The 25,242-nt window shown below is 66.7% G+C and carries 22 protein-coding genes; 6 read left to right on the top strand and 16 right to left on the bottom strand.

Going from position 1 to position 25,242, the window contains the following annotated elements; all coding sequences use genetic code 11:
* Positions 1–92 precede the first annotated feature (92 nt).
* Both V5F77_RS16230 and V5F77_RS16225 read right to left on the bottom strand, forming a co-directional pair.
* Positions 93–1,406: an MFS transporter gene (locus tag V5F77_RS16230; protein ID WP_429006402.1), complete on the bottom strand. Its 1,314-nt coding sequence runs from the start codon at positions 1,404–1,406 to the stop codon at positions 93–95.
* 38 nt (positions 1,407–1,444) lie between these two features.
* Entirely contained in the window at positions 1,445–2,380 is a 936-nt protein-coding gene (locus V5F77_RS16225; RefSeq protein WP_429006463.1) for a glycine--tRNA ligase subunit alpha, read from the bottom strand.
* 259 nt (positions 2,381–2,639) lie between these two features.
* On the opposite strand from V5F77_RS16225, the gene V5F77_RS16220 reads away from it, so the two are divergent.
* Positions 2,640–3,053 carry a hypothetical protein gene (locus tag V5F77_RS16220; RefSeq protein ID WP_429006401.1) on the top strand — a complete coding sequence of 138 codons (414 nt, stop codon included), beginning with the start codon at positions 2,640–2,642 and terminating at the stop codon, positions 3,051–3,053.
* A 206-nt stretch (positions 3,054–3,259) separates the two neighbouring features.
* Here V5F77_RS16220 and V5F77_RS16215 read toward each other — a convergent pair whose 3' ends face one another.
* From V5F77_RS16215 to V5F77_RS16200, 4 genes are all read right to left on the bottom strand, one after another.
* Complete coding sequence (locus V5F77_RS16215; protein ID WP_429006400.1) at positions 3,260–4,351, bottom strand: TRAP transporter substrate-binding protein; 1,092 nt, start codon at positions 4,349–4,351, stop codon at positions 3,260–3,262.
* A 157-nt stretch (positions 4,352–4,508) separates the two neighbouring features.
* Complete coding sequence (locus tag V5F77_RS16210; RefSeq protein ID WP_429006399.1) at positions 4,509–5,633, bottom strand: Mrp/NBP35 family ATP-binding protein; 1,125 nt, start codon at positions 5,631–5,633, stop codon at positions 4,509–4,511.
* A 152-nt stretch (positions 5,634–5,785) separates the two neighbouring features.
* Positions 5,786–6,487: a uracil-DNA glycosylase family protein gene (locus V5F77_RS16205; RefSeq protein WP_429006398.1), complete on the bottom strand. Its 702-nt coding sequence runs from the start codon at positions 6,485–6,487 to the stop codon at positions 5,786–5,788.
* A gap of 116 nt (positions 6,488–6,603) precedes the next feature.
* The gene (locus tag V5F77_RS16200; RefSeq protein WP_429006462.1) at positions 6,604–7,089 is read right to left on the bottom strand and encodes a thermonuclease family protein; all 486 of its coding nucleotides are present in this window, start codon (positions 7,087–7,089) and stop codon (positions 6,604–6,606) included.
* 143 nt (positions 7,090–7,232) lie between these two features.
* On the opposite strand from V5F77_RS16200, the gene V5F77_RS16195 reads away from it, so the two are divergent.
* On the top strand, positions 7,233–8,390 hold the full coding sequence (locus tag V5F77_RS16195) for a sensor histidine kinase (protein ID WP_429006397.1): 1,158 nt from the start codon (positions 7,233–7,235) through the stop codon (positions 8,388–8,390).
* A 42-nt stretch (positions 8,391–8,432) separates the two neighbouring features.
* On the opposite strand, the gene cobT is transcribed toward V5F77_RS16195, so the two are convergent.
* The 9 genes from cobT to V5F77_RS16150 form a co-directional block, all read right to left on the bottom strand.
* On the bottom strand, positions 8,433–9,458 hold the full coding sequence (gene cobT / locus V5F77_RS16190; protein WP_429006396.1) for a nicotinate-nucleotide--dimethylbenzimidazole phosphoribosyltransferase: 1,026 nt from the start codon (positions 9,456–9,458) through the stop codon (positions 8,433–8,435).
* 43 nt (positions 9,459–9,501) lie between these two features.
* Entirely contained in the window at positions 9,502–12,708 is a 3,207-nt protein-coding gene (locus V5F77_RS16185) for an efflux RND transporter permease subunit (protein ID WP_429006395.1), read from the bottom strand.
* 12 nt (positions 12,709–12,720) lie between these two features.
* Complete coding sequence (locus tag V5F77_RS16180) at positions 12,721–13,914, bottom strand: efflux RND transporter periplasmic adaptor subunit (RefSeq protein WP_429006394.1); 1,194 nt, start codon at positions 13,912–13,914, stop codon at positions 12,721–12,723.
* Between the two features lie 139 nt (positions 13,915–14,053).
* The gene (gene murJ, locus V5F77_RS16175; protein ID WP_429006393.1) at positions 14,054–15,622 is read right to left on the bottom strand and encodes a murein biosynthesis integral membrane protein MurJ; all 1,569 of its coding nucleotides are present in this window, start codon (positions 15,620–15,622) and stop codon (positions 14,054–14,056) included.
* Between the two features lie 193 nt (positions 15,623–15,815).
* Positions 15,816–16,970 carry a DegT/DnrJ/EryC1/StrS family aminotransferase gene (locus V5F77_RS16170; RefSeq protein ID WP_429006392.1) on the bottom strand — a complete coding sequence of 385 codons (1,155 nt, stop codon included), beginning with the start codon at positions 16,968–16,970 and terminating at the stop codon, positions 15,816–15,818.
* Between the two features lie 23 nt (positions 16,971–16,993).
* Positions 16,994–17,986 (bottom strand): Gfo/Idh/MocA family oxidoreductase, encoded by a 993-nt coding sequence (locus tag V5F77_RS16165; RefSeq protein ID WP_429006391.1) that lies wholly within the window; start codon positions 17,984–17,986, stop codon positions 16,994–16,996.
* A gap of 249 nt (positions 17,987–18,235) precedes the next feature.
* On the bottom strand, positions 18,236–18,865 hold the full coding sequence (locus V5F77_RS16160) for an outer membrane protein (RefSeq protein ID WP_429006390.1): 630 nt from the start codon (positions 18,863–18,865) through the stop codon (positions 18,236–18,238).
* Between the two features lie 210 nt (positions 18,866–19,075).
* Entirely contained in the window at positions 19,076–19,774 is a 699-nt protein-coding gene (locus V5F77_RS16155; RefSeq protein WP_429006389.1) for an outer membrane protein, read from the bottom strand.
* Between the two features lie 206 nt (positions 19,775–19,980).
* A complete protein-coding gene (locus V5F77_RS16150) occupies positions 19,981–20,589 on the bottom strand; it encodes an outer membrane protein (RefSeq protein WP_429006388.1) in 609 nt (202 codons plus the stop codon).
* A gap of 192 nt (positions 20,590–20,781) precedes the next feature.
* On the opposite strand from V5F77_RS16150, the gene uvrC reads away from it, so the two are divergent.
* The 4 genes from uvrC (at position 20,782) to V5F77_RS16130 (ending at position 24,363) form a co-directional block, all read left to right on the top strand.
* Positions 20,782–22,866: an excinuclease ABC subunit UvrC gene (gene uvrC / locus V5F77_RS16145; RefSeq protein ID WP_429006387.1), complete on the top strand. Its 2,085-nt coding sequence runs from the start codon at positions 20,782–20,784 to the stop codon at positions 22,864–22,866.
* 90 nt (positions 22,867–22,956) lie between these two features.
* Positions 22,957–23,595: a CDP-diacylglycerol--glycerol-3-phosphate 3-phosphatidyltransferase gene (gene pgsA / locus V5F77_RS16140; protein WP_429006386.1), complete on the top strand. Its 639-nt coding sequence runs from the start codon at positions 22,957–22,959 to the stop codon at positions 23,593–23,595.
* Complete coding sequence (moaD, locus tag V5F77_RS16135; protein ID WP_429006385.1) at positions 23,592–23,843, top strand: molybdopterin converting factor subunit 1; 252 nt, start codon at positions 23,592–23,594, stop codon at positions 23,841–23,843. Before pgsA ends, moaD begins: the two co-directional genes overlap by 4 nt.
* A gap of 4 nt (positions 23,844–23,847) precedes the next feature.
* A complete protein-coding gene (locus V5F77_RS16130; RefSeq protein WP_429006384.1) occupies positions 23,848–24,363 on the top strand; it encodes a molybdenum cofactor biosynthesis protein MoaE in 516 nt (171 codons plus the stop codon).
* Between the two features lie 54 nt (positions 24,364–24,417).
* Here V5F77_RS16130 and V5F77_RS16125 read toward each other — a convergent pair.
* The coding region (locus tag V5F77_RS16125) for a cation:dicarboxylate symporter family transporter (RefSeq protein WP_429006383.1) at positions 24,418–25,242 on the bottom strand (825 nt) is incomplete at its 5' end.

Genomic DNA, 25,242 nt, shown 5'->3' with positions numbered 1-25,242 from the left:
GCGCCGGTGACGCCGCAGGGTGGAGGGTTACGATGTGCCTAGAGCGTTTCGGCGCGCCCGTCGAGGGCCGAGGGCGCTCAGATCGGTCGCGCTCAGGGCAGCGGCTGGCGTGCCCTGTCGGTGATGGTGAGCGCCGCCACCAACGAGACCGCGGCGGCGGCTATCAAGTAGAGCGCCGGCCCCATGTCGTCGTGCAGCCGGTTCACCAGATAGACCGCGATCATCGGCGCGGTGCCGCCGGCGAGGCCCACCGCGATGTTGTAGCCCACCGACATGGCCGAGCAGCGGGTCTCTTTGCGAAACATCTCCGCGAGCACCACCGGCATCGGCCCGGCATAGCCGGCCACCAGCACCGCAAACGCAATCTGCGCCGTCAGCACCTCGCCGGGGGTGCCGCTGGACAGCATGCGGAACAGCGGCCAGGCGGCGAGCAGCAGCGCGCCCAGCGCCGCCACCATCACCACCTTGCGGCCGACCACGTCGGTCAGCGCCGCGAACACCGGGCACAGCACCAGCAGCACCAGCATGGAGAGGGTGTTGATCTCCAGCGACAGGCGCTCGGACATATGGTCCACCACCCGCATGTAGGTGGTGAGGTAGACGAACAGCATGTAGAAGCCGACGCCCAGCATGGCGTTCAGCGCGACGGCGCGGGCGATGTTGCGGCCATCGCGCACGAACGCCTGCACCAAAGGGGGCTCCTCGAATTTGGCCGCCGGGGCCTCCAGCTCCTGCGTGTTCCGCCGCAGGCTGAGGGTGGTCAGGCCGAGTGCGATCCCCAGCAGGAACGGCACCCGCCAACCCCAGGCGATCAGCGCCTCGGGCGTCAGCACGGCCGCGGTGAGCGCCGCCACCGCCGAACCCAGCAGGATGCCACCGGTGGCGCCGGTGCAGGAGAAGCTGGTGAGAAAGCCGCGCCAGCGCACGCTGGAATTTTCCGCCAGGAAGATCGCCGAGGTGGTGTATTCGCCACCGATGGAGATGCCTTGCAGCAGCCGCATCACCAGAAGCAGGCACGGCGCCAACACGCCGGCGGTGGCATAGGTGGGCAAAAGGCCGATGGTGACCGTGGACACACACATCAGCGCCACTGAGATCAACAGCGCGTGGCGCCGGCCGTAGCGGTCGCCGATATGGCCGAAGATCACCCCGCCCAGCGGGCGCATCAAGAACGAGGCGGCGAAGATGCCGAACGCCGCGATCAGCCCTACGAAGGTGTCGCTGTCGGGAAAGAAGTTTTTCGCGAACACCGAGGCGAGGAAGCCATAAGCGGCGAAATCATACCATTCCAGCGTGTTGCCCAGGGTGCCGGCGAGAATGACCTTGGTGGACATCCCCGGCCTGTCGGCGCCGCCGCGCGCTTCTGCGAACGAACCCACGGACGAGGGAGCGGCGGGAGCGGTCATGGCGAGGCCTTTGCGGGACGGGGCTGATCGGGAAGGGTCTAGCCGGCGGAGGACACGCCGCCGGCCTCGGTCTTCAGCCAGGCCGCGCCGCAGCCCTTGGCGAGTTCGCGCACCCGCAGGATATAGCTCTGCCGCTCGGTCACCGAGATGACGCCGCGCGCGTCCAGCAGGTTGAACACGTGCGAGGCCTTGATGCACTGGTCATAGGCCGGCTGGGCCATCAGATGCTGCTCGCCCCGATCCCCGTCGGCGAGATATTTCGCGCAGGCGGCTTCCGCCATCTTGAACTGCTCGAACAGCATGGCGGTGTCCGCATATTCGAAATTATGGCGCGAATATTCCTTCTCCGCCTGAAGGAACACGTCGCCATAGGTGGTCTTCTCGGCGCCCTCGCGGCCGTTGAAATTGAGGTCGTAAACGTTCTCCACGCCTTGCACATACATGGCGAGGCGCTCCAGGCCATAGGTGAGCTCGCCCGAGACCGGCGCGCATTCAAAGCCCGCAACCTGTTGGAAATACGTGAATTGGGACACCTCCATCCCGTCGCACCAGCATTCCCAGCCAAGGCCCCAGGCGCCGAGCGTCGGGCTCTCCCAATCGTCCTCGACGAAGCGCACGTCATGCAGGCCCGTGTCGATGCCGATGGCGGCCAGCGAGCGCAGGTAGAGGTCTTGGAGATTGTCCGGCGACGGCTTCAGGATCACCTGGAACTGGTAATAATGCTGCAGCCGATTGGGGTTCTCGCCATAGCGCCCATCCTTGGGCCGGCGCGAGGGCTGCACATAGGCGGCGCGCCAATGCTTTGGGCCGAGCGCCCGCAAGGTGGTCGCGGGGTGGAAGGTGCCGGCGCCCACTTCCATGTCATAGGGCTGCAGCACCACGCAGCCCTGGTCCGCCCAGAAGCGCTGGAGAGCCAGCAGCAGGCCTTGGAAGGAACGGTCGGGCCGCATGTGGGGCGGAAGCGCGGGATCGATCATGGCATCGTTCTGACTGCGGCGGCGTGCGAGACGCGATCGGCAGCCGTGCCACCTCTCGCCCCGCAACGCGGCCTCTGGCACGCAAGGCGCTCCCCTGGGAACGCGCGCGGACACTAGGCGGCTGCCGGAGCGAGATCAAGCGGAGGCAAACGGTTCCAGCCTAAAGCCGCGCCTGCGCTCAAACTTTGTGTGATTGAACCAACCTTTGGTGCGGACGTTGGGTGCGCAGTGGGAGTTCACTTAAGGAGAACCAAACATGCGTAAATTCACTCTGGCCACGGCAGCGTTCCTGGCCCTTTCGACCATCGGCGCCTCCGCCCAGATGAGCGGCACCACTGCCGGCCAGGACCCTCATAAGGGTCCGGCACAGGAAGGCGGCCGCACGCAGGCGACCCCGGGCGTGACCCCCAAGTCGGGGGCGACCCCGATGGATGCCGCCTCCACCCCCACCCCGCGGTCGGGCACCAGTGCTGGAAATCCGCAGGCCGGCCCCGCCCAGGAAGGCGGCCGCGCCCAGGCGACACCGGGCGGCAGCAGCACCAGCGGAGGGGTGATCGACAGCACCGGTTCGATTACGCCGCGCAGCGGAACGGCGGCGGGGCAGGATCCGCATAAGGGCCCCGCGCAGGAGGGTGGTCGCACCCAGGCGACCCCTGGCGCCACGCGCTAAGCCCTGCCCCGCGAATGTTTCATGTGAAACATCCGATCGGCGGAGAAGAACCGGTGTTTCAAGGCATGAATTCGCGGAAGTTCGCGGCATGAAACCGCAAATTCAGTAGAAGTTCAGCATGAAGACGTTTCGCACAGACGAAGACGCCCGGACTGCATCGGCAGTCCGGGCGTTTTTCGTGTCACACCAGGATCGGTGCGGAAGGATCAACCACGGGTACGGGCGCGCACCATGTAATCGTCATAGGTGTATTCCACGATCTGCCACCACAGGTATTCCTCGTTGCGGAACGCCTTGGCGTGGTCGTGGACCTTCTTGAAGTCGGGGTTCTTGGCGCCGATTTCCTCGTAGAGTTCCTGGGCGGCCTTGTAGCAGGCGTCCATCATCTCGTTGGGGAAGCGGCGGAGCTGGGCGCCGGCCTTGACGAGGCTCTGAACCGCCTTGGGGTTCTTCGCGTCGTAATTGGCCAGCATGTCGCCGTTCGCCTGGGCGGCGGCGGTCTTCAGGATGGCCTGGTAGTTCTTGGGAAGCGAATTCCAGTTTTCCATATTGTAGAAGAAGGTCAGCGAGGCGCAGCCTTCCCACCAGCCGGGATAATAATAATATTGCGCGACCTTCTGGAGGCCGAGCTTCTCGTCGTCATACGGGCCGACCCATTCGGCGGCGTCGATGGTGCCCTTTTCCAGCGCGGGATAGATGTCGCCGCCGGCGAGCTGCTGCGGCACGACGCCGAGCTTGGCCATGATCTGACCGGCGATGCCGGCGATGCGCATCTTCAGGCCCTGCAGATCCTGAACGGTCTTGATTTCCTTACGGAACCAGCCGCCCATCTGGCCGCCGGTGTTGCCGCCGGGAAGCATGTAGACGTTATACTTCTTGTAGAATTCGTTCAGCAGCTCAAGGCCGCCGCCGTGGTAGAACCACGCGTTGATCATGCGGGCGTTGAGGCCGAAGGGAAACGCCGAGCCGAAGGCGAAGGTGGGATCCTTGCCGACGTAGTAATAAGAGGCCGTGTGGCACATCTCGACGGTCTTGTTCTGCGTGGCGTCGAGCGCCTGCAGGCCGGGCACGATTTCGCCGGCGGCGAAGACCTGGATCTGAAACTTGCCGTCGGTCGCTTCGGACACCGACTTCGCCATCAGTTCGGCGGCGCCGTAGATGGTGTCGAGGGATTTGGGGAAGGACGAGGTGCAGCGCCACTTCACTTCGGGCAGCGTCTGGGCGATGGCCGGCATGGCGATGGCGGTGGAAGCAGCGACACCTGCGCCAGCGGCGGTGAGGAACTCACGGCGTTTCATAGATTGGACTCCCTGAAATTCTTTTATGACCACCTGCCTAGAACCAATGGGGCGCGGGGTCATCCGCGACTTTCTTCTAACGGATACCGCCCCGCCTTGGCGACCGGCCAAGCTAATAAATTTCACCGACGTGGGCGGGATATCTCGCCGATGTGATCTATTCGATCACGATTTTCGGCGCCTTGCGCGCGCCGGCGCTGGTGCGGTCCATGGAGGCGCGCACATTGCGGGCGATCTCGCGATAGGTCTCCGCCTGCGGGCTCTGCGGGTCGCTGACCAGGATCGGCAGGCCGGCGTCGGACATCTCGCGAATGCGCATGTGCAGGGGGATCGCGCCGAGGAAGGGCACGTTCATCTTCTTGGCTTCGTCCCGTGCGCCGCCATGGCCGAAAATGTCCGAGCGCTCGCCGCAATGGGGGCACAGGAAATAGGACATGTTCTCGACCACGCCGAGGATCGGCACGTTCACGCGGTTGAACATGGCGATGCCGCGCCGGGCGTCGATCAGCGCCAGATCCTGGGGCGTGGAGACGATGACCGCGCCGGCCAGATTCACCTGCTGGGCCATGGTGAGCTGGGCATCGCCGGTGCCGGGCGGCATATCCACCACCAGCACGTCGATCGGCCCCCATTTCACCTCGCGCAGCATCTGCGAGAGGGCCGACATCACCATCGGCCCGCGCCAGATCATGGGGGTGTCCTCCTCCACCATGAAGCCGATGGACATGAGCTGGAGGCCGAAATTCTCCAGCGGCAGCATGGTGCGCCCGTCCACCAGCTCCGGCTTGCCGTGCACGCCGGAAAGCCGCGGCACCGAGGGGCCGTAGATGTCCGCGTCGAGCAGGCCGACCTTGAGCCCGAGATCGCGCAGGCCCAGCGCCAGATTGATGGCGACGGTGGATTTTCCCACCCCGCCCTTGCCGGACGCGACCGCGATGATCGCGCCGACGCCGGGCACCTCGATGGCGCGGGCGGGCGCGCCGCCGGGTGCTCCGTGGCCGTGTCCGGGCCCGGCGGGGGCGGACGCGCCCATCTTGCGCTCGGCGGTGAGCGCAACCATAGCGGATGCTACCCCCGGCAATGTCTTCACCGCGTCCTCGGCGGCAATGCGCACGCTCTCCCAGGCGCGCGCCTGCGCCGCGTCCACATTGATGGAGAGATAGACCTTGCCGGAAGTAACGACGACGCCCGACAGGGCCGGCGAGGCGGACAACGGCACGCCGTCAGGGGTGCGAACCTGAGCAAGCTTTGCCCGAACCTCGGCTTCCGTCACGTCGGACATTCGGCGTCTCCTTCATGGACCGACACCCGCGAACCGGGTGGCCGCCGCATAATCACGTCGGGGCGGTAACGCATCAGGTGGCGGGAGGCAAGGCTCGGCACAAGGTGGCGCCGCCGGAAAGATGCCGCGCGGCCTGGAACATCGGCCATGCCTCAGCCCGTCGACAGGGCGCGGCGGATATCGGCCCGAAGCTCCGGCAGCACCTCGGCCTCGAACCAGGGGTGGCGCTTCAGCCAGCCGGTGTTGCGCCAGGAGGGATGGGGCAAGGCATAGAGGCGCGGGCACACCGCCGCCGCCCGCACCGCGCGCCAGTTCTCCACCGTCTGCGTCAGGCTGGAGCCGAGCAGATCGCCGAGGCCGAGGCGGCGAAAATGATAGGCCTGCGCGGGCCGGCCGATGGTGAGCACGATTTCGAACTGCGGCAAGGCGGCGAACAGCCGATCATGCCACAGGCCGGCGCATTCGCGGCGGGGTGAGAGATCGCCGCCGGCCGCATCCTGGCCGGGAAAGCAGAAGCCCATGGGGGCGATGGCGACGCGGGAGACGTCGTAGAATTCTTCCTTGCTCACGCCCATCCAGGCGCGCAGCCGGTCGCCGGAGGCATCGGTGAACGGCAGGCCGGAGAGATGCACCTTGGTGCCCGGCGCCTGGCTCGCCACCAGGATGCGCGCGGTCGACGACACGCGCAGCACCGGGCGCGGCACATGGGGCAGCGGCGCGCCCAGCGGCGCGTCCACGCACGTCCGGCAGGCGGAAATGGCCGCCACCAGCGCATCAAGCCCCTCGCCGGCATCCGGCGCGGGGCGCACCTCGGCGCGCGTGCGGATCTCCGTCCCGGCTTCAGTCTTTGTCATCGACGCGCTACGGCCCATCGTGAAAGCGTCTCATCACAAAATGCGTCTCATCGTAACCGACAGGCCGCCTCCGGGCGGCGGTTTCACATGGGGACGCAAGCCGGCCGGCGAAAGGGTCAGCGCGGATGGGCGGCGCGCCAGTCGGCCGGGCGCTGAAACGGACCGCCCCAGATCCCGAGGCCCTGCCGGTGCGCCGCGTCCTGCTCCGCCTTGTAGGCCGGGCCGGACAGGGCCAGCGCCAATCCCTCCTCAACCATCACGCGGGCCACGTCGCGGCCGCGCGCCGTGCAGGTGCCGATGCGCCGGCCATAGGCGTCGGTGCCGCGCAGGCGACAGGTGACCAGCGGCACGTCGAGCAGCCGCTCCAGCCGGTGGAGCGCCTCGGCCCCGCACGGCCATTGCCCCGGCTTCGGCCCGCACGCCTGCGCCAGTTCCGGCGCATCGATGCCGTCCAGCCGCACGCGCAGGTCAAGAATGCGCAGCGTGTCGCCGTCGACCGCGAAGGCCGGGCCGGCGATCTCGTCCTCACGCGTCAACAAGGCCGCGAGGGCGGCGAGACCGACCAGGAGGGCAGCGGCGGTGATGAGATCGCGCAGGCGCATGCGCTGCAAAACGCGATTCCCGTGCGCATGGTCAATGGGGCGCCGCCGCGTTAATCTTTCGTTAACCCTCCTCACGCAGGAGTCATCATGAAACCTCCCGCCGGCAGACTCACCTGCCTGCGGGTGCGCGGAAGGTTCGGGCCATGGAACGCCTCTTCGGCTCTGGCGCTCGCCCCGCCCCCGCCCCGCCCGGGGCCGGGACCCCGACGGGATTCCGCAAGGTTCAGCATGACATGCCGCAGGCGGCGCGTGATCTGCAGGCCGCCCAACGCGGGGCGCGGCGCGCCGCGTGGCGGCTGGCGGCTGCGGGCGCTGCCGCGCTGGTGCTCGCGGTGCTCGCGGCCTTCCTCCAGCCCGCGGCCCTGTTCCTGGCCGCCGCCGCCCTCCCCGCGCTCTATGCCGCCCGGCAGGCCCTGCGCCTGCGGCTGATGCTGCGCGCCGGCGCGCGGGCGCTCGCGGTGCTGGAGGAAACGGTGGCGCAGGCCGAGCGGGCGATCGCCGATGCCCACGCCGAAAGCGCGGCGAAATCGCGCTTCCTGGCCGAGATGAGCCACGAATTGCGCACCCCGCTGAACGCGGTGATCGGCTTTTCCGAAATGATGGCCGACGAGGTGCTCGGCGCCCATGCGGTCGCGACCTATGGCGATTATGCCCGCGACATCCACACCTCGGGGCGGCATCTGCTGGCGCTCGCCGACGACATATTGGACGTGGCGCGGATCGAGACCGGCCACCGCACCTTGCTGGAAACCGCCGTGTGCCTCGATGCGCTGGCGGCGGACTGCGCCCACATGATGCGCCTTTCCGCCCATGGCAAGGCCATGCGGCTCGCTCTGGTGGTTCCCCCTTCGGCGCCGCGCCTGTGGGCGGACGAGCGGGCGCTGCGGCAGATTACGCTCAACCTGCTCGCCAATGCCGTGAAGTTCACGCCCCCCGGCGGGGTCGTGAACCTCCACGTGGGCGTGGGCGAAACCGGCGCGCCATTCTTGGCCATCGAGGACACCGGGCCGGGCATCGGCGCGAGCGAGCTTCCCCTGAAGCTGTCGGCGCACAACCGGGAGAGCCGGCTCGATCTCGCGACCGGTCGCGGCGCCGGGCTGGGGCTCGCCATCGCGCGCGGCCTCGCGGCGCTGCACGGGGCGAGCCTCTCCCTGGAGCGCAGGCCGGCGGGCGGGACGCGCGCGCAGGTCACCTTCCCCCCCTCCCGCGCGCTGCCGGCGGCGCAGGAGGAGGCGCGGGACGGGGATGAGGCGGAACGGCTTTCGATGGTGGAGACCGCGCTGGCCCCGGCCGCCGAATAGCGGCCGGGCGCGCGCGCCCTCTCGAAGACCGGGCTTCCGCTCTCAGTCCTTGTCGGAGACGCCGGCCTCGGCGAAGGTCGCCATGCCCCGGTGACAAGCCACCGCCGCCTTGACGATGCCCACCGCCAGCGCCCCGCCCGAGCCTTCGCCGAGCCGCATGCCAAGATCGAGCAACGGCTCCAGGCCCAGCTTTTCCAGCAATTGCCGGTGCGCCCGCTCGGCCGACACATGGCCGGCGAGGCAATGGTCGAGGGCGGTCGGGTCCATGGCGTGGAGCACGGCGGCGGCGGCGGTGACCACATAGCCGTCGAGAATCACCGGCACCCGTTCATGGCGGGCGGAGATGATGGCGCCGGCGATGGCGGCCAGTTCGCGCCCGCCGAGGCGGCGCAGCACTTCCAGCGGATCGCCCAGGGCGGCACGATGCAATTCCACCGCATCGCGCACCGCCGCGATCTTGCGGGCGAGCACCTCGCCCGACGCACCGGTGCCCGCGCCGACCCATTCCTCCGCCGTGCCACCGTATAGGCCATGGCAGATGGCGGCGGCGACGGTGGTGTTGCCGATGCCCATCTCGCCCAGCACCAGCACGTCGGCGCCGCCGGCGATGGCCTGCATGCCGAACGCCATGGTCGCCGCGCAGGCGCGCTCGTCCAGCGCCGCCTCCTGGGTGATGTCGCCGGTGGGCAGGTCGAGCGCGAGATCGAACACCCGCAGCCCGGCATCGAACGTCGCGCAGATCTGGTTCACCGCCGCCTTGCCGGCGGTGAAGGTGTCCAGCATCTGCTTGGTGACGGAATTGGGATAGGGCGAGACGCCCCGCTCGGTCACGCCATGGGTGCCGGCGAACACCGCCACCATGGGCCGGTCGGCGGTGGGCATGGCCTTGCCCTGCCACGCCGCCAGATGGATGGCGATGTCCTCCAGCCGGCCGAGCGCCCCGGGCGGCTTCACCAATTCGCCCTGGAGGGCGCGGGCATCGGCGCGGGCGGTCTCGTCCGGGCCGGGCAAGGTGGCCATCAGGTGGCGGATGTCGTCGAAGGGAAGGCCAGTCTCGACCGGTTGCATGAGGCTCTCGTGAAATGACGCGCGGCTTCTGCCGCGCGCCTTTCTATTCCGCCGGAGCGGGATGGTCACCTGTCGGATGCGGTCCGGCGGGATGATCGTCCTTGCCGTCCTTGGAGCGCTTGGCGCCGAGGGCGGCGAGCCAGCGGGCCGTCACGTAGAACACCGGCGTGAAGAGCAGGCCGAACAGCGTCACGCCGATCATGCCGGAGAACACCGCCGTGCCCAGCGCCTGGCGCAATTCCGCACCCGCGCCGACCGCCCACACCAAGGGCACCACGCCGAGGATGAAGGCGAGCGAGGTCATGACGATGGGACGAAGCCGCAGCCGTGCCGCTTCCACCGCCGCCTCCTGGCGACCATGGCCCTGATCCTCCAATTGCTTGGCGAATTCGACGATCAGGATCGCGTTCTTCGCCGCAAGGCCGATCAGCACGATGAAGCCGACCTGGGTCAGGATGTTGTTATCCTGACCTCGCAGGATCACGCCGATCAGCGCCGCGACCAGGCACATGGGCACGATGAGAATGACCGCCAAGGGCAAGGTCAGGCTCTCATATTGTGCCGCGAGCACCAGGAACACGAACACCACGCCGAGCGCGAACGCGAAGATGGCGGTGTTGCCGGCCCTCTGCTGCTGATAGGCGAGCGCGGTCCATTCATAGGAGAAGCCTTGCGGCAGAACCTGCGCCGCGAGCTTCTGCATGATCTCCATCGCCTGGCCCTGGGAATAGCCGGGCGCCGGGCTGCCGTCGAGTTCGGCCGCGGGATACAGATTGTAGCGCGGCACGCGATACGGCCCGGAAATGTCCGAGATGGTGGTGAACGCGCCGATCGGCACCGTATCGCCATTGGCGTTGCGCACCCGGATGGCGAGAATGTCCTTCGGGTCGAGGCGGTAGGGCGCGTCGGCCTGGACCTGCACGCGGAAGGTCCGCGAGAACAGGTTGAAGTCGTTCACATAGCTGGACCCGATATAGGTCTGCAGCGCCGCGAAGACATTCCCGACATCCACCTGCAGGAGCTGGGCCTTGGCGCGGTCGATGTCGAGATACATCTGCGGCGTCGAGGTCTCGAACAGCGAGTACACCTGCATCAGGCCGGGCGTCTTGGCGGCCGCGCCCATCATGGCATAGACCGCGCCCTGCAGCGCCGGATAGCCGGCGCCGACGCGGTCCTCCACCATCATGCGGAAGCCGCCGGCATTGCCGATGCCGTTGACCGGCGGCGGCTGCACGACGATGAGCAGCGCCTCCTGGATCGAGGCCAGCTTGCGGAACAAGGTGCCCTGCACCGCGGTCGCGGTGCGGGTGGGGTCGCCGCCGCGCTGCGAGAACGGCTCCAGGATCACGAACATGGCGCCCGCGTTCGGAGCATTGGTGAAGGTCGCGCCCGAGAAGCCGGCGATGTTGATGATGTGGCCGACGCCGGGCGTGCCGATCACCTGATCGGCGGCCTTCTTCATCACCGCCTCGGTGCGCTGCATGGAGGCGCCGGGCGGCAATTGCACCGCGACGATCAGATAGCCGCGATCCTGCTGCGGGATGAAGCCCTGGGGCGTCGTCACGAACAGATAGCCACCGAACGCGACGATGCCGACATAGACGATCAGCACCAAAGCGACGATGCGCACCAGCCGCCGGGTCATCCAGGCATAGCCGTTGCCCAGGCCCTCGAACATGCGGTTGAAGAGGCGGAAGAAGCCGACCAGGGGCCGCGCATACCAGGCGACCGGAGCGTCTGCATGCGCATGCGGCCGAAGCAACAGCGCGCACATGGCGGGCGAGAGGGTCAGCGAGACCAGCAGCGAGATCAGCGTCGAACCGGCGATGGTCAGCGCGAACTGGCGATAGAACTGGCCGGAAATGCCGGTGATGAAGGCGGTGGGAATGAACACCGCCGAGAGCACCAGCGAGATCGCCACCAGCGCCCCGCCCACCTCGTCCATGGTCTTGTAGGCGGCATCGCGCGGACTGAGCCCCGCCTCGATATTGCGCTCCACATTCTCCACCACCACGATCGCGTCATCCACCACGATGCCGATCGCCAGCACCAGGCCGAACAGCGACAGATTGTTCAGCGAGAAGCCGAACAACGTCATGACGAAGAAGGTGCCAACCAGAGAAATCGGGATCGCCAGGATCGGGATGATCGCGGCGCGCCAGGTCTGGAGGAACAGGATCACCACCAGCACCACCAGCACCACCGCCTCGGCGATGGTGTGGATCACCGCCTCGACCGATTGCTGAATGAATTCGGTGGGGTTGTAATAGATGGCGTATTTCAGGCCCGAGGGCAGTTCCTTGCCCAGCTCGGCCATCTTCGCCACCACCGCATTGCCGGTGGAAAGGGCGTTGGAGCCGGGGCGCTGGAACACGCCGAGCGAGATCGCCGTGTCGCGATCCAGGAACGAGGTCGAGGAATAATCCTGCGCGGTGATTTCCACGCGGGCCACATCCTTCAGCCGTACCAAGGCGGTGTTGGTCTGCTTGATGACCACATTGCCGAACTGGGTGGGGTCGGACAGACGCCCGAGCGTGCGCACCGCAATCTGGAACGCGCGCTGGTCCGGCACCGGAGGCTGGTTGAGCACGCCGGACGCCACCTGCACGTTCTGCGCCTGCAAGGCCGTGACCACGTCGCCCGCCGTCAGGTTCAGTTCCTGCAGCCGCGCGGGATTGAGCCACACCTGCATGGCGTAGTCGCGCGCGCCGAACACGGTGATGGAACCGACGCCGTCGATGCGCGTCAGAACGTCCTTGATCTGGACGTTCGCGACATTGGAGATGAACAGCGGATCGCGCGAGCCGTCGGGAGAATACAGGCTCACCACCAGCATCAGGTCCGGCGAGCTCTTCGCCGTCACGATGCCGATCTGCTGCACTTCCGACGGCAGGCGCGGCTGGGCGATGGCGACGCGGTTCTGCACCTGGACCTGGGCGATGTCGAGATTGGTGCCGAGGTCGAAGGTCACGGAGATGGAGAAGCGCCCGTCAGCGGAGGAATTGGAGGAGATATAGAGCATGCCCTCCACGCCGTTGATCTGCTGCTCGATGGGCGTGACCACGGTCTCGGCCACGGTCTCCGAGCTGGCGCCGGGATATTGGCCGGTCACGGTGATCACCGGCGGGGCAATCTCGGGATATTGGGCGACCGGAAGACGCAGATAGGACACGGCGCCGAGAATCAGCACCACCACCGAGACGACGGAGGCGAAGATCGGCCGGTCGATGAAGAAATGGGAGAAGCGCATGGGGTCTTCTCCTCACTTCGCCGTGGCGGTGCTTGAACCTGGATTTGCAGCCGTCGGCGTGGCTCCGGCCGCGGCCGGCGCTTCCTGCGGCGTCACCTTGACGCCCGGACGGACACGCATGAGGCCATTCACCACCACCCGGTCTTCGGCGGAGAGGCCCGACTTCACGACGCGCGCGGTGCCTTCAAGCTGGCCGATCTCGACGAACTTCTGCTGCACCACATTGTCGGGACCGACGACGTACACGAACTTGCGCAATTGCTCGCTGCCAATGGCCACGTCCGGGACCGTCAGCGCCTCATACGGCGCCCCCGCGGGAAGCTGGATGCGGGCGAACATGCCCGGCCGGAACAAATCGTTCTTGTTGTCGAACACGGCGCGGCCCCGAATGGTGCCGGTGGCCCGATCCACCACATTGTTCAGGAAGTCCATCTTGCCGACATGGGAAAACGTCTTGTCGTCGATCAGCTTCAGCCTCACCGGGCCGCCGGTCAGGGCCTTGCCGTCGTTCAGGCGCTGGTAGCGCAGCAAGGAGGCCTCGTCGAAGGTGAATTCGAACCGGATCGGGTCGGTGGAAACGATGATCGCCAGGAGCGAGGGCGCGGAGCCCGTGCCACCAAGCACGTAATTGCCGATCGAAACCCGGCGGTCGCCGATGCGGCCCGCAACCGGGGCCCGCAATTCCGTGAAATCGAGATCGAGCTTCGCCGAGGCGACGGCAGCTTCCTGCGCCTGGACGGTCGCGGCGGCGGTGCGCTCGGTCTGCGTGCGCTGGTCGAACGTCTGCTTGGAGATGGCGGTCGAATTCTTGTCCTGAAGCAGCGTGCGCGCGCGCTCCAGATCGGTCTGGGCGAATTCGAGATTTGCATTGGCGACCGCAAGGTTCGCCTGCGCCGAATCCAGCGCGATCTTGAACGGGCGCTGGTCGATGGTGAACAGCAGGTCGCCCGCATTCACCAACTGGCCGTCGGTGAAGTGAATCTGCGAGAGATAGCCGGACACGCGCGCATGCACGTTCACTTCGTTGATCGCCACGAAGCGTCCGACATATTCGTCATAATCGGTGATGGTCTGCGCCTTGGGCGTGGCGACGGTCACGGCCGGCGGCGGGGGCGCAGCCTGCTGCTGCTGCGGCTGGCCACAGCCCGCGAGAACAAGGCCAAAAGAAAAAAGCGCGGCGAGCGGAAGGCGGGCCGATACGGACATGAAATCTGCTCCGACAGACGCCACGCGCGGCGCCTCTTGATTGTCAGGGTGATGGGCGGCGCCTTCCGCAATCGACGAGCCTGCATCACCAGCGATGGTCGAATAGCACAGCAATGTGCAATGCAAAACGCTTTAAACGTCAATCCGCAGGCGATGCGGGCGGGGCGGCCGCCGCGGCGCGCCGCCGGGCCAGCGCACCCAGGAAGCGGCGACCCAACGTTGCCCATACGGCAAGCCCATAAGCGAGCCCGCCCGCTCCCACCACCAGGATGAAGATCACTTCCTCGCGAGCGAACGACCAGCCGGCCGTGAGCTTTGCCGCCAAAGGGCCGGCGCCGAGCAGGACGGCCGCGAGCACCGCGCCGCAAACCGCGAGCCGCACCAGATTGCCGGCCAATGCCCCATCTCCCACCGGCAGGCCCCGCCGCCACGCGAACCAGATGAGCAGGGCGAGGTTGATCCACCCGCCGAGCGCGGTGGCGAGCGCCAGCCCCACCTGCGCCAGCGATCCCATAAGGGCGAATTTCAGCGCCACGTTGATCGCAACCGCCAGCAGCGCCGCCTTCATGGGGGTCGCGGTATCGCCCCGAGCGTGGAACGGCGCGATGAAGGCGCGCACCACCACGAAGGCGATCAGCCCGATGCCATAGGCCTGCAAGGTGGCCGCCGCCTCCGCCGCATCGCCGCGGGTGAAGGCGCCGCGCGCGAACAGGGCGCGCATGGTGAGATCGGGAATCAACAGCGCCGCCACCACGAACGGCAGCGCCAGCAGCACAGCCAGTTCAATGGAGCGGGCCTGGGCATGGGCGGCCCCCGCATCGTCCCCCACCGCGAGGCGGCGCGACATTTCCGGCAGCAGGACGGTGCCGATGGCAATGCCCACCACGCCGATGGGCAATTGATTGATGCGGTCCGCATAATAAAGCGCCGACAGCGCGCCGGTGGGCAGGAAGGTGGCGATGATGGTGTCGGCGAACAAGGCGATCTGCACCCCCGCCGAGCCGATGATGGCGGGACCAAGCGCCTTGAGAAACTGGCGCGTGCCGGGATCGAGCCGGGGCCGGCCGAAGCGCAGGCCTATGCCGGTGCGCTCGGCATCCCACCCCACCAGCAGCACCTGCCCCACGCCCGAAATCAGCACGCCCCAGGCCGCCGCATGCCCGGCGGTGGGAAACGCGGCGGCACCGAGCAGCATGCCGACCATGCACACATTGAGCAGGATCGGCGATGCCGCCGCCATGGCGAAGCGATCCGAGGCATTGAGCGCACCGGAGATCAGGGTCGCAACCGAAATCAGCGCCAGATAGGGAAAGGTGATGCGCGTCAGCGTGATGGCAAGCGCGAATCGCTCGGGATCGTCGACAAGGCCCGGCGCCAGCAGGCCGACGAACTGGGGCGTGAACGCCAGCGCGCCCGCCAGCAGCACGCCGTGCACCAGGGCCATGGCAGTGAGGATCTCGTCCGCGAACGCACGGGCGGTCGCCACCCCGCCCTGCTCCTTCAGCCGCGCATAGGTCGGCACGAAGGCCGCGTTGAAGGCCCCCTCGGCGAAGATGGCGCGAAAATGATTGGGCAGGCGGAAGGCGACCAGGAATGCATCCGCCACCGGCCCCGCGCCCAGCACGGCCGCCATCACCACGTCGCGGACAAAGCCGGCGAGGCGCGAGAGGAGCGTCAGCCCGCCGACGGAAAGGATATTGCGGAACATGGACCGGCTTTTCGGATCAGGCGAAAGGGCTTCTCGGACGCAGGTTCTCAGCGAAGGGCTTCCGGGCACGGTTTGGGCGAAACCGCGCCGACGCGAGCGCCCGGCGCATCGAATCGCCGTGCCAGCATAGGCTAAAGCCACGCCCTGCCCCACAGGCACCGATCCCTTGACCGGTGCCTGGACGGCGGCCCTGTCAGTCCGCCAGGGCGCGCCGCACCGCCGCGACGATGCGGTCCTGCGTCGCCTCGTCGAGATAGGCATGCATGGGCAGGCTGATGACCTCTTCGCACAAGGTCTCGGCCACCGGCAGGATGGCGCCGGCCGCCGGATAGGCGCCATAAGCCGGCTGCAGGTGCATGGGAATGCGATAATAGACGGCGGTCGGGATGCCTTCCGCCTTCAGCGCCTCGGCCAGGGTGTCGCGACGGCCGGGGGCGAGGCGGATGGTGTATTGCGCCCACACCGAGCTGGCGCGCGGATCCACGAACGGCACGGTCGCGACGTCGGCGAGCAGGGCATTGTAGCGCGCGGCCACCTTCTCGCGGGCTTCGATCTCTTCCTCGAAGATGGCGAGCTTCTGCAGCAGCACCGCGGCCTGGATGGTATCGAGCCGCGCGGTCATGCCGATGCGCACGTTCTGATATTTGTCCACGCCCTGGCCATGCTCGCGCAGGCTCTTGAGCACCGTCACCAGCTCCGCGTCATCGGTGAAGATGGCGCCGCCGTCGCCGTAGGCGCCGAGCGGCTTGGCGGGAAAGAAGGAGGTGGCTGCGGCATCGCCGATGCTGCCGGTGCGCTTGTTGTTCCAGGTGCCGCCGAAGCCCTGGGCGGTATCGGCCAGCACCTTCAGCCCATGCCGCTCGGCAATCGGCAGCAGCGCGTCATAATCGGCCGGCTGGCCGAACAGATCGACCGGAATCACCACCTTGGGGATCAGGCCCTGGTCCTTGGCGACATCGATCGCCAGTTCCAGGCTCTCCGGGTCCATGTTGAACGTGTCTTCCCGCACATCCACGAACACCGGCGTCGCGCCGACCCACGGCACCACCTCGGCGGTGGCGCAGAAGGTGAAGGCGGGGCAGAACACGGCATCGCCGGCCTTCACGTCCCAGGCCATCAGCAGCAGCGCCAGCGCATCGGTACCGCTGGAGCAGGTGACCGCGTATTTGGAGCCGGCAAACGCGGCGAGCCGCTCTTCCAGCAGGCTGACCTCCGGACCGTTGATGAAGCGACAGCTGTTCAGCACGGCCTGCACGGCCTGATCGATCTGCGCGCCGATGCGCTGGCGCTGGGCGGCAAGGTCGATGAAGGGAATCGGTGCCATCTGGGCCTTCACGTGAGACGTCATGAGTTATCCTTGGGCGGAGCCGATCAGCCTGCGGCGCGGCGGCGGGCTGTGCGCGCATTGGCTTCGGCGCGCTCGGTCAGGCAGGCGATGGCGATTTCCAGGCTCGCGACACCCTCTTCGCCGGTGACCGGCGGCGGATTGCCCGTGCGCACCGCCTGGAGGAAATTCTCCAGTTCGGTCCGCAGGGGCTCGGAATAGGCCACCGGCAGATGGCGCATGGAATAGGCGCCGTCGGGCCGGTAGTCGAAGCATTCGGTCACCTGGCGGGTCAAGAGGTCGCCGATGACGTATTTCTTGCGCGTCGCCACATGCACCGTACGCGCCTTGAAGGGCGTGAGCCAATTGGTGTTGATGTGCGCCAGCACGCCGGAGGCGGTGCGGAACTGCAGCAGCGCGATGTCCTCGCGCTCGGCCATGGCGCTGGAGGTCTGGGGCTGCACCTCGACGATATCGGATTCGGTGAACCAGCGAATCAGATCGATGTCATGCACCGCAAGGTCGATGACGACGCCGACATTGGACATGCGCGGGGGAAACGGTCCGACCCGGGTGATGGCAATCGACAGCAGGTCTTCCCCGCGGATCGCCTCCTTCACCGTCTGCACCGCCGGGTTGAAGCGCTCCACATGGCCGACCATCAGTGTCACGCCCCGCGCTTTGGCGGCGGCGATGATCTCGCGGCCCTGCTCGGCGGTGGAGGCGACCGGCTTTTCCACCAGTACCGACGTACCGGCATTGATGATGTCCAGCGCGATCGGATGGTGGAGATGGGTCGGCGCGGCGACGACGATGGCGTCGAGGCCGAGTTCCAGCAGCGCATGATGGTCCGGTGCCACCTGGCAGCCGAGGAAGCCGGCGACGCGGCCGGCCTGCCCGGCATCGGGATCGGCAATGGCCACCAGTTCGGCGCCCGGAAGTTGGGACAGCACGCGGGCATGGTTCGATCCCATGATGCCGATGCCGGTAACGCCAACGCGGATGCGGCGCTGCCCCAGGGGAGCTCTATCCTGAGCCATAGGAGGCCTCTTTCTTTATCGCTTCGTCCGGCTCGTATCACGGGAGGCCCGCCGGATGCGAGCCGGACGGGTGCAATGCGGGGTCGGAGACGTTCAACAATTGCGTCGGCGTATTACCACCTTCGCTGCAATGCGGAATTACCCCAGCGGTAATTTGATCCACCTGCCCGCCGGCGCCCGCATCGCATTGGACATGAAAAAGGGGATGCCGCGAACGCGCATCCCCTTCAAAGCTCAGGCCTTCCCGCGTCAGAACTTGTAGTTCACGCCGAGGCGGGCGGTGCTCGATGTGACACCGGCGTCGCCGATGTTGTCGTAGGTCTTGGTCCCGAGGTCTGTGTAGAGATACTCGGCGCGCGCGGTCCAATTGTTGGTCATCGCATATTCGAGGCCCGCGCCCACGGTCCAGCCCACATGGGTATTGGAATCGCTGAAGCCAAAATCGGTGATGGTGTTCTTGCCGTAAGCCAGGCCGCCGGTGACATAGGGCAACACGCGGTCGAAGGCATAGCCGAGGCGCGCCCGCACGGTGCCGAAATAGTCCAGCTTGCTGCTGAGGCCGAGGGTGCTGCTGGAGATGTCGCTGCCCTGGAGATCGGCTTCCACACCGATCAACACGTTGTTCACGAATTGATAATTGTACCCGACCTGTCCGCCGCCGGACCAGCCGGAGGGATCGAGGCCATAGAAATCGGCGGCGTCCTTGCCCTTGCCCCAGCTGTAGCCGGCGTTCGCGCCGATATAGAAGCCGGTCCAGGAGAATATGGGAGGGGCGGCGGGCGCAACTACGGCGGGGGCCGGCCGGCTCAGGTCCGCGGCCATCGCCGGACCCCCGAACAGGGCGCCCGCGACGAAGCCAGGAAGGAGAAGCCACTTCATGAAACTCACCTCGACACTTTACCGTCAGGCTGGATCCTGGCGGGAGAGGGGGGCATGGACATGGCCCCCGCGCGGCGAAGACGTGGCAGACGCGGGGTGTCACGATGACCCGGACTCAACGGCCGGTTTCGTCCGGAGTTCCAAAATGTCGGCAAAGAAAAAGCCCCGGGCTCACGCCCGGGGCTCTGCTCAAGACTGAGCGTTCTGAAATCAGAACTTGTAGTTCACGCCCACGCGGACGGTGTTCACGTCCAGGTCGGTGTTGATCTGACCGAGGGTCGTGGGGATCGAGTAGGTCTTGCCGTCGAGGTTGGCATAGAGATATTCGATCTTGGCGGTGATGTTGTTGGTGAAGGCGTATTCCACGCCGCCGCCGATGGTCCAGCCCCAGGTGGTGTTCGAGGTGTCGACGCCGTAGACGTTGCCGAAGTCGGTACGACCCCAAGCAGCACCACCGGTGATGTACGGCAGCCAACGATCCATGGCATAACCGGCGCGAGCGCGGATGGTGCCGAAGGTCTTCAGATTGCCACCGATGTTGCCAGCCACGAGGGGGCTGAGAACCACGAGGCTCTGGTTGGAGATGTCGGCCCACTGCACGTCAGCCTCAACACCGAGCACGATGTTGTTGGCGAACTGGTAGTTGTAGCCGACCTGACCGCCGCCCATGAAGCCGTTGGCGTCACCGACGTTGTAGCTGTAGGACGGGGAGCCGTAGAACGGCGACACATTGAACGAATTGCTCGCCCAACCCCAGCCGACGTTGCCGCCGAGGTAGAAACCGGTCCAGGAGAAAACCGGGATGACCGCCACGGCCTTCACGGGATACTTGGTGGCGAGATCAGCCGCAGAGGCGGCGCCGCCGAGGAGGGCCAGGGCAGAGACCCCGGCGAGAGCGCGCTTCAACATTGTTACACCCTTCATTACGATGCGAAATCAGAATGGCCGGAACATACAGCGAGTCCGCCGCCCCGTCTGTCACTCTGGAGCAACACCGCCCCAAGAAAACAGGGCGGGATTGTGACCAGGAGACTACATCAGAACACAATTGGCAATCAAGTGGCAGCAAACGTACTCCCACCGCCAATAGGGCTCTAATTTCCCAGCTTAAGATTTTAGAAACGATAGTTCACACCGGCACGCACAACATTACCGTCATACCCAACCGAGGCCGGTCCGAACAGGGATGAGTACGTAGAACTACCAAGATCCACGTATAGATATTCCGCACGGGCACTCCAGTTACGGTCAAGCGCGAATTCTGCGCCCGCGCCGATCGTCCAACCGGTGTGCGTCTGCGTATTGCTCAGCCCGGCAACTTCGAATTGCCCCTGACCATAAGCCAGGCCCGCAGTTGCGTAGGCCATGACACGGTCAAACGCGAAACCCAGCCGGGCGCGAACGGTTCCGAAATAATCGACACTAAATGCGCCGGCGCTGATTCCGGACCAGTCGAAGTCGGTTTCGAGGCCCGCCACGAGGGGCGATCCGGCAAATTGCAGGTTGTAGCCGCCTTGCAGCCCGCCCATGAAGCCGTCGGGACTCTGATTGCCGGCGCTGCCCCAGCCATATCCGGCGTTGGCGCCGATGTAGAATCCGGTCCAGGAAAACGGCGCGGCCGGAGCCGCGTACCCGTAGCTGCCATATCGTGTCATGTCGGCGGCGCCGGCTGGTGCCGCCAGGCTGACCATGGCGGCGATACCCGCCAACAAGCGTCTGGTCATCCTTCGATCCTCCTTCCAACGACACGGCCGAAGCCGCGCCCTGCAGAAGGCTTAACGCGCAAATGGCAAACGAAGTCTGGCCGCCCGTGCAATGCGGCATTCATAACCGCGACACGGTAAATGAAGGGTAAATTGCCGCCCGGCCCGCTGCTGCCCCTGGCCCCGGCGACCCCTTATCCCTAACTTGCAGCCATGACCGCGCGCCCGCCCCTCGACCAGCCCGAAGACGGCTTCGACCTCCAGGACTCCGAAGACGAAGCCCCGCTGCTGCTGGAATCTCAAGCGGAAGACGAGGTTCCCGCCGGCACCCTCGCGACCGGACGCGAGTCGATCGCGCGCGCCGCCAAGCACGCGCCCTCCGGGCCCGGCGTCTATCGCATGATCGCCGCAGACGGCACCGTGCTTTATGTCGGCAAGGCCAAGAGCATCAAGAAAAGGGTACTCAGCTACACCCGCCTGGTCGGCCACACCAATCGCATCGCCCGCATGATCGCGGCAACCGTCTCCATGGAGTTCGTCTCCACCCGCACCGAATCCGAGGCGCTGCTGCTGGAGGCCAATCTGGTCAAGCAGTTGAAGCCGCGCTTCAACGTGCTGCTGCGCGACGACAAATCCTTTCCCTACATCGTCATCACGGCGGATCATCCGGCGCCCCAGATCCTCAAGCATCGCGGCGCGCGCAGCCGGCCGGGGGATTATTACGGCCCGTTCGCCAGCGTCTGGGCGGTGGATCGCACCATCAATGCGCTTCAGCGGGCGTTCCTGCTGCGGTCCTGCTCGGACAGCTATTATGAGAATCGCACCCGCCCCTGCCTGCTGTTCCAGATCAAGCGCTGCTCCGGTCCCTGCACCGGCGAAGTGAGCCATTCCGATTACGCCGAGCTGGTGCGCGAGGCGCGGGCCTTTCTCACCGGACGGTCGCGGGCGGTGAAGGAGGAGCTGGCGCGCGAGATGGAGGCGGCCTCCGAGACCCTGGAATTCGAGCGCGCGGCGCGCCTGCGCGACCGCCTCGCCGCATTGTCCGCCGTGCAAGGCAGCCAAGGCATCAATCCGCGCTCGGTGGAGGAGGCGGACGTGTTCGCCTGCTATCAGCAGGGTGGCGCCACCTGTATCGAGGTGTTCTTCTTCCGCACCGGCCAGAACTGGGGCAACCGCGCCTATTATCCGCGCGCCGACAAATCGCTGGACGAGCGCGAGGTGCTCGGCGCCTTCATCGCCCAATTCTACGAGGACAAGCCCTGCCCGCGCCTGATCCTGCTGAGCCACGCGGTGGAGGAGCAGGCGCTCATCGCGGAGGCGCTCAGCGAGAAGACCGGCTCGCGGGTGGAGATTGCAACGCCCCAGCGCGGCGAGAAGCTCGATCTGGTCAGCCACGCCCTGCAGAACGCCCGCGAGGCGCTGGGCCGCAAGCTCGCGGAAACCGCGACCCAGGCGAAACTGCTGGAAGGCGTGCAGGAAGCCTTCGCTCTCAAGAAGCCGCCCCAGCGCATCGAGGTCTATGACAATTCCCACATCATGGGCACCAATGCGGTGGGCGGCATGATCGTGGCGGGGCCGGAAGGTTTCCGCAAAAGCCAGTATCGCAAGTTCAACATCAAATCGACGGACATCACGCCGGGCGACGATTTCGGCATGATGCGCGAGGTGCTGCGTCGTCGCTTCGCCCGCCTGGTGAAGGAAGCACCGCGCCCCGGCGGCCCGCCGGCTATCGAAGAGGTGACCCGCCCCGTGCCGGAAGAGGTTGCGGTGCAGATGGCGCTCGCCGGGGAAACGGAGGAGACGGCGCCGGTCCTTCCCGACGAGGCGGACGCGGTCTCGCCCTGGCCGGATCTCGTGTTGATCGACGGCGGCCTCGGCCAGCTCAATGCCGCCCGCGCGATTCTTGAGGAACTCGGCATCACCGACGTACCGTTGGTGGGCATCGCCAAGGGGCTCGACCGGGAGGCGGGACGCGAGCAATTCTTCCTTCCCGGCCGGCAGCCGTTTCGCCTGGAACCTCGGGACCCCGTGCTTTATTTCGTGCAGCGCCTGCGCGACGAAGCGCACCGTTTCGCCATCGGCTCGCATCGCGCACGGCGCAAAAAGGACATTACGGATGCCGGCCTTCAGGCCATTCCCGGCGTCGGGCCCACACGAAAGCGCGCATTGCTGCACCATTTCGGCACGTTGAAGGCGATCGAACGCGCCTCGCTCGCGGATTTGGAGCAGGTCCCCGGAATCAACGCCTCGACCGCGCAGGCGATATACGGCTATTTCCATACCCAGCCGGGACGCTGAACCGCGCGCCGGCAGGGACGCACGCCTCGACCCGGCCTGCTTTCCGGGGCATGGTGCCACCCACACGAACCAAGAACGAGCCGCATCAACATGGCCGAGGCCCAAACCAGACCGAGCGTGCGGCCCCGCGGCAGCAAGGAGCGCGGGCTGATCCTGTCGCTGCCGAACCTGCTCACCTATTCGCGCTGCGCGGCGGTGCCGCTGGTGGCTGCCTGCATGTTCTGGGCCGATATCCTGCATGGCGGCCTGTGGTTGCGCTGGGTCGCGCTCGGCCTGTTCGCCGCCGCCGCCGTGACCGATTTCTTCGACGGCTATCTGGCCCGCGCCTGGTCGCAGCAATCGGCCATCGGCCGGATGCTGGATCCCATCGCCGATAAGCTTCTGGTATCCATATGCCTGCTGGTACTCGCGTCCGACGGCACCATTCGGGGCTGGTCGCTGTGGGCGGCCATCGTGATCTTGTGCCGCGAGATCCTGGTCAGCGGCTTGCGCGAATTCCTGGCCGAGCTGCAGGTCAGTGTGCCGGTGTCGCGGCTCGCCAAATGGAAGACCACCCTGCAACTCATCGCCATGGGCTTTCTGCTCGCGGGGCCCGCAGGCGACCTTGTCATTCCCGGCGTCACCTTTATCGGCCTCGCCCTGCTCTGGGTTTCGGCCGTGCTGACGCTCTATACCGGCTATGATTATTTCCGTGCGGGGGCGCGGCATCTGGTGGAGGACGAGCAGTGAAGATCCTCTATTTCGCCTGGCTGCGGGAGCGCGTCGGCCGCGCGGAGGAGGAGATTTCCCTGCCCGCCGACATCCTCACCGTGTCCGACCTCACGCACTACCTCGCCACCCGCGACGCGGCCCACGCCCATGCTTTTGCTAATCCCGGGGTGGTCCGCGCGGCCCTCGACCGGCGCCATGTGAAGGGCGATGCTACCCTGGCCGGCGCGCGGGAAGTCGCGTTCTTTCCGCCCATGACCGGGGGCTGATGGCATGACCGCGCAGGATGCCGCTCCCGATGCCTTCGGCGTGCGCGTTCAGGCCGAGCCGTTCGATGCCTCGGCCGAGGCCGAGGCGATGACGCGCGGCCGCGTCGACATCGGCGCGGTGGTGACCTTCGCCGGCCTGTGCCGGGCCGATCTCGCGGCCGATGGCACCACCCTCACCGCCCTCACGCTGGAGCATTATCCCGGCATGGCGGAAGAGGAGATGAGCCGCCTGATCGCGGAGGCCCGCGCGCGCTGGCCGCTGCTCGGCGCGCGCATCGTGCATCGTCACGGCCGCTTGGTGCCGGGCGATCCGATCGTTCTGGTGGTCACCGCCTCTCCCCATCGCGGCGCCGCCTTCGAGGCCGCCGAATTCCTCATGGACTGGCTCAAGACCCACGCGCCATTCTGGAAGAAGGAAGACCGCGCCGGTGCCGGCGGCTGGGTCGAGGCCAAGGAAACGGACGATCTTGCCGCCGCCAAATGGACCTCCCGCAAACCGGCGCCAAGCGCGGACCGTTGATCGCACGCCGGTGTCTCGGGAAACCGCCGCACGCGGCGCCGGCTGCTGAAGCCGTCAGGCTCCGGATGCCTGCGGGTCCGGCGCGGCCTCGCCACGGCCGTCGAGCACGGCGGTGAGGCGGTCGGTATCCAGTTCGCCCTCCCAGCGCGCGACCACGAGGGTCGCCACCGCATTGCCGATGAAATTGGTGAGCGATCGGCACTCCGCCATGAAGCGATCGACACCGAGGATCAGGGCCATGCCGGCGATCGGAATCTCGGGCACCACCGCCAGCGTCGCGGCAAGGGTGATGAAGCCGCCACCGGCCACCGCCCCCGCGCCCTTGGAGGTGAGCATCGCCACGCCGAGGATTATCAACTCGTGCTCGAACGTCAGCGGCGTATTGGTGGCCTGAGCGATGAACAAGGTCGCGAGCGCCATATAGATGTTGGTGCCGTCGAGGTTGAAGGAATAGCCGGTGGGCACCACCAGCGCCACGACGGGCCCGGAGGCGCCGGCATGTTCAAGCTTGCGCATGAGTTGCGGCAGCACGCTTTCCGAGGATGACGTGCCGAGCACGATCATCAGCTCCTCACGGATATAGAAGAGCAGGCGGAAAATATTGAAGCCCACCAGCCGGGCAATGGTGCCGAGCACCACCACCACGAACAGGACCGCGGTCAGATAGAAGGTGGCGATCAGTTCCAGCAAATTGCCGATGGAGCCGACGCCGTAGGCGCCGATCGTGAAGGCCATGGATCCGAACGCGCCGACAGGCGCCGCCCGCATCACGATGGCGACGATGCCGAAGACCAGCGCCTCGGCTTGGCGGATCGCCCCGAGGATCGGCGCGCCCTTTGGCCCGAGCGCATTCAGCGCAAACCCCGTGAGCAGCGAGAT

The organism is Roseixanthobacter psychrophilus, from assembly GCF_043195195.1.
In the GTDB taxonomy this organism is placed as follows: Bacteria; Pseudomonadota; Alphaproteobacteria; order Rhizobiales; family Xanthobacteraceae; genus NCEH01.
Note: the sequence above shows the minus strand (reverse complement) of the source record. Positions and strands in the feature narration are given on the sequence as shown.

Coding starts and splice junctions, on each gene's coding strand:
- V5F77_RS16215 (WP_429006400.1), bottom strand. CDS start 4,351: ATGAAACGCCGTGAGTTCCTCACCGCCGCTGGCGCAGGTGTCGCTGCT.
- pgsA (WP_429006386.1), top strand. CDS start 22,957: ATGGCCGAGGCCCAAACCAGACCGAGCGTGCGGCCCCGCGGCAGCAAG.
- uvrC (WP_429006387.1), top strand. CDS start 20,782: ATGACCGCGCGCCCGCCCCTCGACCAGCCCGAAGACGGCTTCGACCTC.
- V5F77_RS16155 (WP_429006389.1), bottom strand. CDS start 19,774: ATGTTGAAGCGCGCTCTCGCCGGGGTCTCTGCCCTGGCCCTCCTCGGC.
- V5F77_RS16165 (WP_429006391.1), bottom strand. CDS start 17,986: ATGGCTCAGGATAGAGCTCCCCTGGGGCAGCGCCGCATCCGCGTTGGC.
- V5F77_RS16200 (WP_429006462.1), bottom strand. CDS start 7,089: ATGCGCCTGCGCGATCTCATCACCGCCGCTGCCCTCCTGGTCGGTCTC.
- V5F77_RS16185 (WP_429006395.1), bottom strand. CDS start 12,708: ATGCGCTTCTCCCATTTCTTCATCGACCGGCCGATCTTCGCCTCCGTC.
- cobT (WP_429006396.1), bottom strand. CDS start 9,458: ATGCAACCGGTCGAGACTGGCCTTCCCTTCGACGACATCCGCCACCTG.
- V5F77_RS16160 (WP_429006390.1), bottom strand. CDS start 18,865: ATGAAGTGGCTTCTCCTTCCTGGCTTCGTCGCGGGCGCCCTGTTCGGG.
- V5F77_RS16195 (WP_429006397.1), top strand. CDS start 7,233: ATGGAACGCCTCTTCGGCTCTGGCGCTCGCCCCGCCCCCGCCCCGCCC.
- V5F77_RS16130 (WP_429006384.1), top strand. CDS start 23,848: ATGACCGCGCAGGATGCCGCTCCCGATGCCTTCGGCGTGCGCGTTCAG.
- V5F77_RS16150 (WP_429006388.1), bottom strand. CDS start 20,589: ATGACCAGACGCTTGTTGGCGGGTATCGCCGCCATGGTCAGCCTGGCG.
- V5F77_RS16230 (WP_429006402.1), bottom strand. CDS start 1,406: ATGACCGCTCCCGCCGCTCCCTCGTCCGTGGGTTCGTTCGCAGAAGCG.
- V5F77_RS16170 (WP_429006392.1), bottom strand. CDS start 16,970: ATGACGTCTCACGTGAAGGCCCAGATGGCACCGATTCCCTTCATCGAC.
- V5F77_RS16180 (WP_429006394.1), bottom strand. CDS start 13,914: ATGTCCGTATCGGCCCGCCTTCCGCTCGCCGCGCTTTTTTCTTTTGGC.
- V5F77_RS16205 (WP_429006398.1), bottom strand. CDS start 6,487: ATGACAAAGACTGAAGCCGGGACGGAGATCCGCACGCGCGCCGAGGTG.
- murJ (WP_429006393.1), bottom strand. CDS start 15,622: ATGTTCCGCAATATCCTTTCCGTCGGCGGGCTGACGCTCCTCTCGCGC.
- V5F77_RS16220 (WP_429006401.1), top strand. CDS start 2,640: ATGCGTAAATTCACTCTGGCCACGGCAGCGTTCCTGGCCCTTTCGACC.
- V5F77_RS16210 (WP_429006399.1), bottom strand. CDS start 5,633: ATGTCCGACGTGACGGAAGCCGAGGTTCGGGCAAAGCTTGCTCAGGTT.